At 71.0% G+C, this 12,799-nt stretch carries 13 protein-coding genes; 5 read left to right on the forward strand and 8 right to left on the reverse strand.

What is annotated here, in order from left to right; genetic code table 11:
- The first annotated feature begins 161 nt into the window (after nucleotides 1-161).
- Nucleotides 162-3,005, forward strand: coding sequence for a type 2 lanthipeptide synthetase LanM family protein (locus OG965_RS36650; RefSeq protein WP_371656386.1), 2,844 nt, complete (start codon nucleotides 162-164; stop codon nucleotides 3,003-3,005).
- A gap of 25 nt (nucleotides 3,006-3,030) precedes the next feature.
- Here the strand turns inward: OG965_RS36650 and OG965_RS36655 are convergent, their stop codons facing one another.
- Nucleotides 3,031-3,306 carry a chaplin gene (locus OG965_RS36655; protein ID WP_371656387.1) on the reverse strand — a complete coding sequence of 92 codons (276 nt, stop codon included), beginning with the start codon at nucleotides 3,304-3,306 and terminating at the stop codon, nucleotides 3,031-3,033.
- A gap of 227 nt (nucleotides 3,307-3,533) precedes the next feature.
- Here OG965_RS36655 and rox point away from each other — a divergent pair, with 227 nt between their 5' ends.
- Nucleotides 3,534-4,964, forward strand: a complete 1,431-nt coding sequence (gene rox, locus OG965_RS36660) for a rifampin monooxygenase (RefSeq protein WP_371656388.1) — start codon at nucleotides 3,534-3,536, stop codon at nucleotides 4,962-4,964.
- 92 nt (nucleotides 4,965-5,056) lie between these two features.
- On the opposite strand, the gene OG965_RS36665 is transcribed toward rox, so the two are convergent.
- Together OG965_RS36665 and leuE are read right to left on the reverse strand one after the other, a co-directional pair.
- Nucleotides 5,057-5,845, reverse strand: a complete 789-nt coding sequence (locus tag OG965_RS36665) for an HAD family acid phosphatase (protein WP_371656389.1) — start codon at nucleotides 5,843-5,845, stop codon at nucleotides 5,057-5,059.
- 79 nt (nucleotides 5,846-5,924) lie between these two features.
- Nucleotides 5,925-6,584: a leucine efflux protein LeuE gene (gene leuE / locus OG965_RS36670; RefSeq protein ID WP_371656390.1), complete on the reverse strand. Its 660-nt coding sequence runs from the start codon at nucleotides 6,582-6,584 to the stop codon at nucleotides 5,925-5,927.
- Nucleotides 6,585-6,808: 224 nt separating this feature from the next.
- Here leuE and OG965_RS36675 point away from each other — a divergent pair, with 224 nt between their 5' ends.
- Both OG965_RS36675 and OG965_RS36680 read left to right on the forward strand, forming a co-directional pair.
- Nucleotides 6,809-7,402, forward strand: coding sequence for an ArsR/SmtB family transcription factor (locus tag OG965_RS36675; RefSeq protein WP_371656391.1), 594 nt, complete (start codon nucleotides 6,809-6,811; stop codon nucleotides 7,400-7,402).
- 32 nt (nucleotides 7,403-7,434) lie between these two features.
- Nucleotides 7,435-8,706, forward strand: a complete 1,272-nt coding sequence (locus OG965_RS36680; protein ID WP_371656392.1) for an MFS transporter — start codon at nucleotides 7,435-7,437, stop codon at nucleotides 8,704-8,706.
- A 4-nt stretch (nucleotides 8,707-8,710) separates the two neighbouring features.
- On the opposite strand, the gene OG965_RS36685 is transcribed toward OG965_RS36680, so the two are convergent.
- Complete coding sequence (locus OG965_RS36685) at nucleotides 8,711-9,682, reverse strand: GlxA family transcriptional regulator (RefSeq protein ID WP_371656393.1); 972 nt, start codon at nucleotides 9,680-9,682, stop codon at nucleotides 8,711-8,713.
- 95 nt (nucleotides 9,683-9,777) lie between these two features.
- Here OG965_RS36685 and OG965_RS36690 point away from each other — a divergent pair, with 95 nt between their 5' ends.
- On the forward strand, nucleotides 9,778-10,605 hold the full coding sequence (locus tag OG965_RS36690; protein ID WP_371656394.1) for a dienelactone hydrolase family protein: 828 nt from the start codon (nucleotides 9,778-9,780) through the stop codon (nucleotides 10,603-10,605).
- Nucleotides 10,606-10,783: 178 nt separating this feature from the next.
- Here OG965_RS36690 and OG965_RS36695 read toward each other — a convergent pair whose 3' ends face one another.
- The 4 genes from OG965_RS36695 to OG965_RS36710 form a co-directional block, all read right to left on the reverse strand.
- Nucleotides 10,784-11,122: a hypothetical protein gene (locus OG965_RS36695; RefSeq protein WP_371656395.1), complete on the reverse strand. Its 339-nt coding sequence runs from the start codon at nucleotides 11,120-11,122 to the stop codon at nucleotides 10,784-10,786.
- Entirely contained in the window at nucleotides 11,119-11,733 is a 615-nt protein-coding gene (locus OG965_RS36700; protein WP_371656396.1) for a sigma-70 family RNA polymerase sigma factor, read from the reverse strand. Before OG965_RS36700 ends, OG965_RS36695 begins: the two co-directional genes overlap by 4 nt.
- A 70-nt stretch (nucleotides 11,734-11,803) precedes the next feature.
- A complete protein-coding gene (locus tag OG965_RS36705) occupies nucleotides 11,804-12,142 on the reverse strand; it encodes a hypothetical protein (protein WP_371656397.1) in 339 nt (112 codons plus the stop codon).
- Nucleotides 12,143-12,525: 383 nt separating this feature from the next.
- Nucleotides 12,526-12,771 (reverse strand): hypothetical protein, encoded by a 246-nt coding sequence (locus OG965_RS36710; protein ID WP_371656398.1) that lies wholly within the window; start codon nucleotides 12,769-12,771, stop codon nucleotides 12,526-12,528.
- Nucleotides 12,772-12,799: the final 28 nt, after the last annotated feature.

The following is a 12,799-nucleotide window of genomic DNA, read 5'->3' on the forward strand; positions in this document are numbered from 1 at the left end:
GAGAGTACGGACACACGAGTGGGGAACCGCTCACCAGGCCACGGCGCGCGTGCCGCGTCCGGAGGCTGGTCGCGCGGTTCCCCACGCCCTGTGCAGGCACCCAGCACCCTGTGGAGCGCCTCGATGGCGCCAACGTGCGACGGATTGGGGAGGGGCGGACCGTGGACGGATCGGCGCCGGACAACAGGGACGAGGCGGAGTGGTTCGACCGCCCGGTACGTAACATCGCCCGCCCATGGCGGGAGGAGCTGGCCCGGCGGCTGGGCGCCGTGGACGCGCTGGAGAGCGCGGAGCGGGACGCGGTGCTGGACGCCGGGCACACCGCCCTGATCAGGTCCTTGCACGCGAAGCTGTCCCGTCTGTTCTTGATCGAACTGCACGCACTGCGCATGGCGGAAGGCGCTGGGCGGCCCGGCGCCGCTGCCGGGGCCGGGCGGGCCGGGCCCGACACCGCGACGTGGGCCGCGTTCATCGAACAGGCCGATGACGAGGGCTATCTCGACCGGCTGGCCGACCGGTACCCGACCCTCGGGCGGCGGATCGCGTCGGTGGCACGGCTGTCGGTGGCGGCCACGGCCGGTTTCGCCGCACGGCTCGCCTCGGACCGCGAACTGCTGCGGCCGCTGCTGGGAGCACCCGCGGGGGAGCTACGGGCCGTCGCGTTCGGGGCGGGCGACAGCCACCGCGGCGGTCTGACGGTCAGCAGGGTCGACTTCGACGGCGGCAGCGTCATGTACAAGCCCAGGCCGTCGCAGGCCGACGTGGCTCTGGGCGCGCTGCTGGAGGAACTGTTCGCGGACTTCCCCGGTGCCCCGGCGCCCGACGAGCGCATCCGTGTGCCGCAGACGTTGGTGCGTGAGGGGTACGGCTGGTCCGAGTTCGTCCACCACCGCTACTGCGCGGGCGATGCCGAACTCGCCGCGTTCTACCGCAACGTCGGACACTGGCTGGCCGTCCTCCGCTTCACCGGCGGCACCGACATGCACGCCGAGAACATGATCGCGGCGGGCCCGGTACCGGTGATCGTGGACGCGGAGACCCTCTTCGACGCCCCCGCGCCCTTCCCGGCAAGCGGCCGGGGCGACGCGGTGGACGTGGCGGCGGCGGCCATCCGCCGGACGGTGCTGCGCACCGGACTGCTGCCCGTGCGCGGCACCGGCTTCGCGCTCGGCGGGGTGGACATCTCCGGGGTCGGGGCACTGCCCGGCCAGCAACCGCTGATCCCCAACCCCGTGATCGCGGACGGCGGCACCGCCGCGGCCCGCTTCGAGGTGGACCTGGTGGCCATGCCCACCGCCGGCAACCACCCCAGCCCCACCCCGGTGCTGAGCGCGTACTGGGACCGGATCCTGGCCGGGTTCCGTGAGATGACCGCGCAGCTGCGCCGACCGGGGACCGATCCGTACCGGCTGCTGCGGCGCTTCGAGGGCGCCCAGGCGCGGCGGATCCTGCGGCCGACGCAGGCGTACGTGGACATCGGCCGGATGCTGTGGCATCCCGCGTCGCTGCACGACGAGGCGGCGGCCGTCGAGCGGGCCCGCGACATCCTGCGGCGCAACGCCGAGGTGCTGCCCGGAGCCCCGACCGACCGTGCGGCCATCGACGGCGAGATAGCCGACCTGCTGGCCGGAGACGTGCCGATGTCCACCTTCACCGTGGACACGGCCGCCGTACGGGCCACCATCGAGGACTGGCGCACCACCGACCTGCCGTTGGAGGAGTCGGTGATCCAGGACGCGCTGGTGGGCGCGTACCTCAACGAGCGTTCACTGCCCCAGCGGGTGCAGGCGGGCGCCCGCGACCCGCATGCCCGTGACCGCGAGCGGCGGCGCCGCGACCTGGCCGTGCAGATGGTACGGCGCCTGTGCGACGGCGCGGTGCGCGGCGAGGACGGAACGGTCACCTGGATCAGCCCGGTCTTCACCCCGGCCGGGTGGTCCATCAGGGTGCTGCCCGCCGACCTCTACACCGGGCAGGGCGGTGTGGCGCTGACACTCGCGGAGTACGTGACCGAGGCGCGGGCTGGGCGGGTGGACGAAGTCCCCGGTGTCACCGAGGCGTTCGAGGGCGCGCTGCGGGTACTCATCGGCACCGAGGACAAGACGCCGACGCCGTCGGCCGGGGCGTTCAGCGGTGCGGCGTCGCAGGTATGGACGTGGTTGGCGCTGCACCGGGTGCTCGGTGAGGACTGGCTGGTGGAGCGGGCGGCCCAACGAGCCCTGCTGCTCGCGCAGGGGCGTCTGGTCGAGGACGACGTGGAGGTGGACCTCCTCAACGGCGCGGCCGGGGGAGTGGTTCCGCTGCTCGATCTGGCCGAGGCGACCGGACAGGACCGCTGGCTCGCCGCCGCCGCGCACATCGGCCGCCGGCTGTCCGGGCTGGCGATCGTCGACGCGAGCGGCGCACGCTGGACGACCCGGCTCAACCCCGAGGGCATCGGCGGCTTCGCCCACGGCGCCACCGGCATCGGCTGGGCGCTGACCCGGCTCGCCCTGAGCGACGCGGGCTCCGCGGCCGAACGCCGCGACTGGACCCACCTCGCCGAGCGGGCCTTCGCCTACCAGGAGTCCCTCTACCAGCCCGAACAAGGCAACTGGCTGGACGTACGCATCGGCGCCGAGGAGGACTTCTTCACCAGTTGGTGCCACGGCAGCGCGGGGATCGGCATGGGCATGCTCGATCTCCACCGGCGTACGGGCGATCCGGCCCACCTCGATATGGCCCAGCGCGCCGCGCGCGCGTGCGCCGCCGAGGGCTTCGGCTGGAGCCACACCCTGTGCCACGGCGACCTCGGCCTCTGGGAGTTCCTCACGTCCCTGGGCTTCGGCAACGCCGACGACCTCGACGGCGAGATCCTCACCGGCCTCGAACAGCGCGGTCCGGTGGGGGGTTTGGCCCGCGAAGCGTTCTCCCCGAGCCTCATGTCCGGCCTCGCGGGAGTCCTGCACACCCTTCTGCGTATGCACCCCGAGGCCACCCTGCCGAATCCCCTCCTGCTGGACTGAAGGGGTTCGACAGCGGTGCGACGGCTCAGCCGATGTTGTTGCCGCAGATGTTGATGGGGATGTGGATGGGAATCTGGATCAGGTTTCCGGAGAGGAAGCCGGGGGAGTCGGAAACGGATCCCTCGGCGTGGGCGCCGGGGTCGTCGTGGGTGCACCCCGCCCCGCCGTCGTCGTCGTCGAAGTGGTGGCGGTCGCCGTAACCGTGGCCCGGCCCGTGGTCTGCCATGGCGGGCGCGGCGGAGCCGAGGGCGAGAGAAGTGCCGACAACCGCGGCGAGCAGGTACCTCTTGGTGTTGGTCATATGGACATGAAAACCGGTGGAGTCAAATCTCGCGCGCCGTGGGATCGCAGGTTCACTCGCTTGCCCGAAGCCGCTCGTCCGTAGCGGGGGGCAATAGCAAAGGCAAGGAGGTCACCGCCTCCTTGCCACTCTCAATGTATAGCGCACCAGGGGGCTTGCGGCAAGGCCCCCGTCATGCCGCAGAATCACTGGACGAAGCCAGGACCTGCGGAAATGGGAAAACTTTGATGATCGACGTGGTCATTGTCGGCGGTGGACCGACTGGCCTGATGCTCGCCGGTGAACTGCGACTGCACGGCGTGCAGGTGGTCGTGCTGGAGAGGTTGGCCGAGCCGACCAAGCAGTCCCGCGGGCAGGGCCTGCACGCGCGCAGCGTCGAGCTGATGGACCAGCGCGGCCTGTTGGACCGGTTCTCGGCGGTCAGTGAGAAGTTCCAGGTCGGCGGTCTCTTCGGCGGCATCGTGAAGCCGTGGCCGGACCGGTTGGACACGGCTCACGCGTACGGCCTCGCCCACCCGCAGCCCGTCACCGAGCGGCTGCTCAACGAGCGCGCCCTCGAACTCGGTACCGAGATCCGGCGCGGCTGCGAAGTGGTCGGGCTGAGCCAGGACGAAGAGGGAGTGACCGTCGAGCTGGCGGACGGCACGCACCTGCGCTCGCGCTACCTCGTCGGATGCGACGGCGGCCGCAGTACGGTGCGCAAGCTGCTCGGCGTCGATTTCCCCGGCGAGCCCGCCAGGGTCGAGACGCTGTTGGGCCAGATGGAGGTGACCGAGGATCAGGCGACGATCGCCGCCGTCGTCAAGGAAGTCAACAAGACCCAACTGCGATTCGGCGTCACCGCCCCCGACGAGCACGGGGTGTGCCGCGTTGTCCTGCCCGCCGACGGGGTGGCCGAGGACCGTACGACCGAGCCGACTCTCGACGAGTTCAAGCAGCAGCTGCGCGCCTACGCGGGCACCGACTTCGGTGTGCACTCGCCGCGCTGGCTGTCCCGGTTCGGCGACGCCACCAGGCAGGCCGAGCGCTACCGGGTCGGCCGGGCGTTCCTGGCCGGCGACGCGGCGCACATCCACCCGCCGACCGGCGGGCAGGGGATGAACCTCGGCCTGCAGGACGCCTTCAACCTCGGCTGGAAGCTGGCCGCCGCGGTCAACGGGTGGGCGCCGGAGGGGCTCCTCGACAGCTACCACGCCGAACGGCACCCGGTGGGCGCCGCCGTGCTGGACAACACCCGTGCGCAGATCACGCTGATGGGAACCGACCCGGGCCCGTCCGCGCTGCGCGAGCTGTTCTCGAAGCTGATGGACTTCGAGGAGGTGAACCGGTACGTGACCGGGATGATCACCGCGGTAGAGATCCGCTACGACCTTGGCGAGGGCCACGAACTGCTCGGCCGACGGCTGCGGGACGTGAAGCTGAAGCAGGGGCGCCTGTACGAGCTGATGCACGGCGGTCGCGGACTGCTGCTCGACCAGACCGGCAGGCTCTCGGCGGCGGGCTGGGCGGACCGGGTCGACCACGTCGTCGACGTCAGCGAGGAACTGGACGTGCCCGCCGTGCTGCTGCGGCCGGACGGCCATGTGGTGTGGGTCGGTGACGACCAGCAGGATCTGCTCGGCCAGTTGGGCAAGTGGTTCGGCGCCGCCGTCGGCTGAGCAGACCCTGCCCGGTGACCGGGACGCCGTTTTGCGCGGCGTCGGCCGGCCGGGGTGCGCGGTGTTGGCTCCGCGCGCCCCGGCCGGTCCGGTTACGGCAGGAAGTACATCGGGTTGGGGACCTTGTACGTCCTGTCGGCGTGGCCGCCCGCGAGGTCGGTGTACTGGTCGCCGAGGTTGGCGACGATGCGGTAGCCGAGGCTCTCGATGTGCTTGCGGGTGCCTGCCTTGTAGTCGACCGTGGAGCACGTCCAGGTGGGCTTGCCGCAGCTCAGGTAGGCCGGCGGGTTGGCCTTGTCCTTGAGGAAGAAGTGCGCGCTGTCGACCGGGACGGCGTAGCCCGCCTTGGTGAGGTTGGTGGCGCTCGCGTCGCGCTGCGAGGTGTCGCGGCCGGTGAGGAAGAAGACCGTGACACCCTTCTTGGCCGCGTAGTTGACCAGGTCGGGCATGCCGAACACGGCAATGGACCGCGCGCTCTGGACGTACGTGTTGAAGGCGGTGGCGTTGTACGCGAAGCCGTTCTTCTTCTCGTAGTCGTAGGTCAGCAGTGTCGTGTCGTCGACGTCGAGGACGATGGCGGGCTTACGGCCGTCCCGCCCCGGGTGCTCGGCGGCATGCGATATCTGGCGCTTGGCGCGTGCCTCGATCGCGGCGACCTGCTTGGCGTAGTTGCTGGTCGGGGAGGCCTGGTAGGCCCCGGTGGAGTCGGGAGCCCCGCCGTAATAGGCGTTGATCTTGTCCTCGACCTTGGTGATGTTGGGGATCTCCTTGTCGCTCTTCGGCGTGCTGTTCCCTGCGGTGGCCGCGCCGGCGCCGTAGAAGGCGGCGCCGGTGACGGCCAGGGCGGCGACGGTTGCTGCGGTTTTGGTGACAGTGCGCATGGGCAAGATCTACGCGCATCACATGCCGTCCCGCCAGGGTGTTTGATCAATTCTTTACCGCGAGGCGGTGCAAGAGTGATCACACCCCGCTGAGCGACAGCTTCGCGGCGAAGCCGAGGAAGAGGACGCCTGCCGCCGAGGTCGCGCCCGCCGACAGCCGCTTGCGGCGGCGGAAGGCGGCGGCCAGCCGGGTGCCGCTGAATATCAGCGTGGACAGATAGAGGAAGCTCGTCAGCTGGAGCAGCGTGCCGAGCACCAGGAACGACAGCGCCGGATAGGCGTACCCCGGGTCCACGAACTGCACGAAGAAGGAGATCAGGAACAAGATCGCCTTCGGGTTGAAGAGGCTGAGCATCAGCGCGCGCCGGTAGGGCCGCTCGACGGTGGCCTCCTGCTCGGGGGCGTCGGCCGCAGCGGGGCCGGCCGCGGTGTGGCGGTTGCGCCACATGCCGAGGGCCTGGCGCAGCATGCCGATCGCCATCCAGCAGAGATACCCGGCGCCGGCGTATTTGACGACATCGAACAGCAGCGGCGTCGTCTGGAGCAGAGACGCCGCGCCGAGCGCGGAGAGCGTCATCAGCACCGTGTCCCCGGTCCACACCCCTGCCGCGGCGACGTATCCCGTCCGCACACCGCGCCGGGCGGCGACGGAGAGTACGTACAGGGAGTTGGGCCCCGGCGCCAAAATGATCAGCACCAGGCCCACGAGGTATGTCGGAAGATCGGTTACACCCAGCATGCGGGGGAGTGTCGCACAAAAGTGCGAGATGGGGCCCGTGTGTTTCACGATGCGGCACGGGCGCCATCGCGTGGCGAGGTCGCGCGCATTCGCGCTGTTGCGTGGTCAGGTCGCGTACGCCCGCGCAACGCGGCGGAGGGGTTCGGTATGTCCGCCAGGGAGAGCTCGGAACAAGATCTGAAAGTTCTATTGCGCAATTTATCTTTCACATCTAGGTTCGGTACATGCGACCGAAGCGCGAGCCCGAGCAGATCACCGACCTGTCCCGGTTGAAGGCGTTCACCAACCCGCTGCGCATGCAGCTCTACCGGCTGCTGTACGCCGCGGGCACCGCGACCGCCTCCCAGCTCGCCGACCAGGTCGACCAGGCGCCTTCGCTGGTCAGTTACCACCTGCGCAAGCTGGCCGAGCACGGCTTCGTGACCGAGGCGAGCGGCCGCAGCGCCGACGGACGGGAGCGGTGGTGGCAGGTGGCCTCCGAGGAGGGCTGGGGCTTTCGCGACTCGGACTTCGCGGACACACCCGAAGGGGCAGCCGCCGTGGGCGCGGTGACCCGAGGCATCTTCGACACTCGCGTCGCCCAGTACCGCGCGTATCTCGACCGGACGGCCGCCTGGGGCAAGACGTGGACCGACGCGGCCTTCAGCTCCGAGTGGCTGGTCGATCTGACTCCGGCCGAACTCGCCGAGATGAACGACGAGCTCGAAGCGGTGACCCGGCGCTGGCGGGACCGGGGCAGAGCCGCCAAGGCGGCCGACGACATCGAAGGCCGCGAACACGTGTCCGTGCACCTCTACGGCTTCCCGTTCCGGCCCTGACCCAGCCGCACCTTCACTCACTGGAGCCCGCCATGGCCACCGCAGACACAGCCCTGCCCGAAAGCGCCACCGCGCCGGCCCACCGCGACGGCAACGTGCTGCGCTGGCTCGCCGCGTACACCGCCTCCCTCATCGGCGACAGCGTGTACTTCATCGCCCTGGGCTGGTCCGCCCAGAAAGCCGCAGGCCCCACCGAAGTCGGCCTCGTCATGGCCGCCGGGGCGCTGCCGCGAGCGGTACTCATGCTCGGCGGAGGCGTGGTGGCCGACCGCTTCGACCCCCGCCGGGTCATTCTCGGCAGCGACGCGCTGCGCTGTCTCCTCATCCTGGCGGTGGCCGGCTGCATCGCACTGTCCGCGCCGGCCCTGTGGATCCTGGTCGCGGTGGCGCTCGTCTTCGGTGCCATAGACGCACTGTTCGTACCCGCGATCGGGGCCCTCCCGCCACGGACCACCAGCCCCGAGCAACTGGCCCGGGTCACCGGTATGCGCTCGCTGTCGATGCGGCTCAGCCAGATCACGGGCCCGCCGATCGCCGGGCTGGCCATGGGGCTCGGAGGCGTCGCGGCCGCCTTCACCGTCGCGGGCCTGCTCTTCGCGCTGTCCCTGCCGCTCCTGCTGACGGTCCGGATGCGGCCCCTCGGGGCGCGTCACGAGGAGCGGCCCGAACTCGGCACCGCACGCGAGGACTTGCTCGACGGACTGCGCTACATCCGCCGCCACCGCCTCATCGGGCCACTCGTCGCCGCCGGCGCCCTGTGCGAGCTGGGCCTCACCGGCACCCTCAACGTCGGCATGGTGCTCCTCAACGCCGAGCGCGGCTGGGGGCCTTCCGGCTACGGCTGGATCGTCAGCAGCTTCGGCGCGGGAGCGGCGGCCAGCGCCGCGCTGCTCGCCGTCGCCGGCTGGCTGCCCCGCGCGGGTCTGATGCTGGCCGGAACCCTGCTCGTGGGCTGCGCGGGAGCGGCCGCCATCGCGCTGGTGCCGACCCTGTGGATGGCGGTGGTACTGGCCGGGGTCATCGGGCTGAGCGCGGGCGTCTTCGGCAGCCTGGACAACGCGCTGATACAGACAGCGGCGGACCCCGCCTATCTCGGCCGGGTCACGTCCGTCGTCATGGTCACCATGGTCGGGCTGGCGCCCCTCAGCTACCCGCTGGTCGGCGCCGCCGTCGGAGCCTGGGGCGCGGCCCCGGTGTTCGTCGGCTGCGGCGCCTTCGCCAGTCTGGGCGCGGTCATCGCCCTGGCCTCCGACGCGGTACGGCGCGCCGAACTGCCGCGTCAGCGGGCAGGTTTGACCACGTAGGCGTTCAGGTGGCGGTGCGCCGGAAGGTCGCGCGGTAGTCCCTCGGGCGTCGTCCGGTGTGTTTGGCGAAGAGGGCGGCGAAGGTCGCGGAGTCCTGGTAGCCGACCGCGGTGGAGATACCGGCGACGGTTCGGTCCGTGGTCTCCAGCAGATGACGGGCACGGCGGACGCGTGACGACTGCAGATATTCGAGCGGACTCTGGCCGGTCTCGTCGGCGAAGCGCCGCAGCAGCGTACGGGTGCTGACGTTGAAGGTGTCCGACAGCGCGGTGAGGTCGTATCGGGCGGCAAGGGTCTGGTCGAGGCGTCGCATCACGCGGTGGGAGAACTCGTTGCCGGGCCGCGGAAGCAGCCGTGCGTCGACGTAGGGGGTCTGGGACGATCGTGCGTCGTCGACGAGCGCGACCCGCGCGGTCGTCCGTGCCACGTCGGCGCCGCTGTGCCGACGGATCAGTTCCAGCGCGAAGTCGTACATCGCGCTGAAGGCCGCCGTCGTCGTCACCCCCTCGTCGGTGACGACCAGATGGTCGGGCCGGACATCGGCGTCCGGACAGCGGCGGGCCAATTCGTCCGCGAAGAGCCATGACGTGGTGGCCCGGCGCCGGTCGAGGAGTCCCGCCTCGGCGAGCAGGAACGCACCGACACAGATCGACACCACGGCGTTGCCCGCGGCGGTGTGTGACCGGATCGCCGCGATCTCGGGGGCGAGGAGGGCGAGCCTGGCGTCCATGTCCAGGCCCGGCACTAGCTCGAATCCGGGTACGACAAGGACGTCGACCTCGCGCAGGGGAGAGACGGCCAAGGCCGCGCCGCCCGAGGCAGTGACGCGACGGCGGGGCGAAATGATCGACACCTCGTACCCCGCGTGGTCCGGACCGGCGACGTGTGTGGCCATGGTCAGGAGATCGGGCACGCCGAACACCTCGGACGCGAAACAGCCCGGATAGGCCAGGACACCCACACGCAATGCGCTCACGCTCGCCTCCCACTGTCGGCCCATGGCGAGATTACCCTCACACATGGCGATCTGGCCCCTCATGGTGTGCGGTGGCATGAGGGCACGCTGTCCCCATGAGCGCTGCCAACGGCCGTCCTGACGACGCCATCACGGATTTCTCCCGCCGACTCGTGGACGTGGACGGGACGGTCAAGACGGTGTACGTCGCCGGTACCGGGCCGGCGGTCGTGCTGATGCCGGAGATGCCCGGCATCAGCCCCGACGTCCTTCGGCTGGCGCGGTGGGTGCGGGAGGCGGGCTTCACCGTCTACGTCCCCTCGCTCTTCGGGACCGACGGCGCCTACCCCACGGCCGAGGGCGGGAGTGAGGTCGTCCGCCGCGCGTGCGTCAGTGCCGAGTTCCGTGCGTTCGCCGGGGGCGGCACCAGCCCCGTCACCGCGTGGCTGCGCGGGCTCGCGCGCCAGGCACACGCCGAATGCGGCGGCCCGGGAGTCGGAGCGATCGGACTGTGCTTCACCGGCAACTTCGCCCTCACCATGGCACTTGAGCCGGCCGTCATCGCGCCCGTGGTCAACCACCCGTCCCTGCCGCTGGACGATCCCGCCGGACTTGAGATCAGCGACGAGGACGCGCGTGCGGTCCGCGACCGCATCGAGTGCGACGGACTGAAGGTTCTCGCCTACCGCTTCGACGACGACCGCTGGTGCACCGGCCAGCGCTTCGCCGCCTACCGCAAGCTTCTGGGCGACGCCTTCGACGGCCGCGTCCTCACGGGCAGTTCCGCCAACACCGACCCACCGCCGTTCTTCGCCGACGTGGTCGGGTCCCCCCACAGCGTGGTCACCGCCCACCTCGTGGACGAGGACGGACACCCCACCCTCAAGGCCAGGGACGAGATCCTCGCATTCCTGACCGACCGACTGAGCCGACACACCCCGTGACACCGGGGCAAGTCGTGGCGCGGCGGCTACGGGAATTCCTCGATACCGCCCGGCCCGGACGCGCCACGGGGGTGCGGGTCCGGGCCGGGCAGCTTCGTCGTCCGCGGTGGGCGCGGCAGCTGACGACATGTGAGTCGGGGCGGTACGGACGTATGCGTCGGGGCGATACGGACGTGCTTTACGGCTGAGTGATCACCCGGGGGTCCGCGTCGGACGGGTCCACCGGGTCCGTCGGTGTGGACGGTCGTTCGCTGATGCCCGGGGCGCGGGCGGGCGGCGCGGGAGCCGGGGCCAGCGGGCCGCCGGGCAGCACCAGCAGGCACACAGCCACCACGGCGGCAGCCGCACCAAGCGCAGTGAAAGCGACCCTGCGCACCCGGCGCACTCCCCAACTGCGCCCCTGCGGGGGTGCCTCGTGCTTCAGGTCGTGGTGGGTGACGAGCGACGCGCGGGCGGCAAGTGCGGCGCGCACCCGGTCCTCGGCCGCGGACCGGGGGTCTTCGGCAAGCGGCTTCATCGGTCCGCCTCCAGCTTCTTCTCCAGGACGTCCAGCGCACGGCTGGCGGTGGACTTCACCGTGCCCCGCGCCAGGCCGAGCGTGTGGGCGATCTGCGCCTCGGTCAGCTCCGACCAGTAGCGCAGTACCAGCACCTCCCGCTGACGCTGTGTCAACTGTGCCATCGCGTCGAGAACTTGGCGGTGTTCCTCGGCGAGCAGCAACCCCTCGTCGACGGGCGGCCCGTACCCCTGGTGGGGCGGGGTGTACGCGCGGGCGGTACGACGTCTGCGCAGCACGGAGCGGGCCGCGTTGACCACGGCGGTGTGCAGATAGGACGCGGGGTCGTCGAGCCCGTCCAGCGAGGTGCCGTATCTGCGGCAGAGGGCGGCGAAGGCGTCCTGGACGACGTCCTCGGCGGTGTGCAGATCGTCCACCAGGAAGAGCGCCAGCCGCACCATGTCGAGCCGCCGTGCCCGGTACAGCTCGGTGAGCGTGGGCGGCGGATCGTAGTCGTACCGTGTGCCGACTGCCCGCAGACCGTGCCGGCGTACGGGCACGTCCTCGGTCCGGGACATACGGGCGAGCAGCCGGGGCCACCAGGGCAGCGCTGCGGGTATGGCGTACTGCATGGGCCTCGATCCGTTACGGAGGAGCGGGCCGGCCTGCGAAGAGGCCGGCCCGCTTCATGGTGCGCTGCTGCTACTTCCGGACTCCGCTGCCCGGCTGGATCACCCGGGGAGCGTTCTCGGCCGGGGCGGACCCGGCGCCGGGCTTGGCGGCGGGCTTGGCCGCGGCGGCCGACTTGCCCGTCTCAGTGACCTTCGGCGTACCGGCGGCCTTCGAGACGCCGGGCTGCGACGCCGCCTGCGGGGCGGTGTCCCCGGTCGTGGCGACCTTCGGCGCGGCGGGGGCCGGCGTGGCGCCCGAGTCGGCGACGGCCTGCGCGGCGAAGCCGCCGCCCAGCAGCAGCGCTACTCCGGTGACGGCGCCCAGGACCCGGGGGCGGGGACGGTAGTTCCGCTTGGCGTGCGATGACATGGCATTCTCCCGAGGAAGTGAGAAACGTGGTCTGGTACATCAGCTGAAGGGCGCCTTCACCCCACCAGACGTGCGACTTCGCCGGAGGTTGCGACCACATCCGAGAAACTTCGCCGCTGTCTGCCCGTCGGCTTCTGCCGCTGAGGGGGCGTCGGATCCGGGAGGTCGTCCTGGACGTGGCGTCGCGCCGTGCGGGCCGCAGGGGGCTCGCGGCCGGGCGGATCGTGCGGGCTCTCACTCATTCGTATGCCTTGATCCATGCATAGCTGGACAAACAAGATAAAAAGATCTTGTTCCCATGCGGGGGACGGTGCTGGTTCGCAGCGCGCGAGGCGAAGGGCAGTTCCCCGAATGAGACGCTTCCCCGGACGTCGTGCAGGAGCTCAGCGTCGGCCGTGCCGGGTGGTGACCTTCCCGCTGGGCTGCGCCGTCGCCGTCAGCGCGGCCCTGCTCGGGCAGCCGTCCGCGACCGCGTCGGAGCGCCCGTCACCTTCTGCCACCCCGTCATCCCCTGGCATCCCGTCACCTTCTGCCACCCCGTCACCTTCCGCTCCGGCTTCGTCGGCGGCCCCACCGGCGACCACCACCTCGCCCTCGACGACGGCCTCGGCGTCAGCACCAACACCCACACCAACAGCTTCGGCATCCGCATCCGCC

The sequence above is a fragment of the Streptomyces sp. NBC_00224 genome, from assembly GCF_041435195.1.
Classification (GTDB): domain Bacteria; phylum Actinomycetota; class Actinomycetes; order Streptomycetales; family Streptomycetaceae; genus Streptomyces.

Excerpts from the sequence above, each read along its gene's own strand:
- OG965_RS36675 (WP_371656391.1), top strand. The coding sequence starts at position 6,809 with ATGCGACCGAAGCGCGAGCCCGAGCAGATCACCGACCTGTCCCGGTTG.
- leuE (WP_371656390.1), bottom strand. The coding sequence starts at position 6,584 with ATGCTGGGTGTAACCGATCTTCCGACATACCTCGTGGGCCTGGTGCTG.
- OG965_RS36695 (WP_371656395.1), bottom strand. The coding sequence starts at position 11,122 with ATGAAGCCGCTTGCCGAAGACCCCCGGTCCGCGGCCGAGGACCGGGTG.
- OG965_RS36700 (WP_371656396.1), bottom strand. The coding sequence starts at position 11,733 with ATGCAGTACGCCATACCCGCAGCGCTGCCCTGGTGGCCCCGGCTGCTC.
- rox (WP_371656388.1), top strand. The coding sequence starts at position 3,534 with ATGATCGACGTGGTCATTGTCGGCGGTGGACCGACTGGCCTGATGCTC.
- OG965_RS36690 (WP_371656394.1), top strand. The coding sequence starts at position 9,778 with ATGAGCGCTGCCAACGGCCGTCCTGACGACGCCATCACGGATTTCTCC.
- OG965_RS36680 (WP_371656392.1), top strand. The coding sequence starts at position 7,435 with ATGGCCACCGCAGACACAGCCCTGCCCGAAAGCGCCACCGCGCCGGCC.
- OG965_RS36665 (WP_371656389.1), bottom strand. The coding sequence starts at position 5,845 with ATGCGCACTGTCACCAAAACCGCAGCAACCGTCGCCGCCCTGGCCGTC.
- OG965_RS36655 (WP_371656387.1), bottom strand. The coding sequence starts at position 3,306 with ATGACCAACACCAAGAGGTACCTGCTCGCCGCGGTTGTCGGCACTTCT.
- OG965_RS36705 (WP_371656397.1), bottom strand. The coding sequence starts at position 12,142 with ATGTCATCGCACGCCAAGCGGAACTACCGTCCCCGCCCCCGGGTCCTG.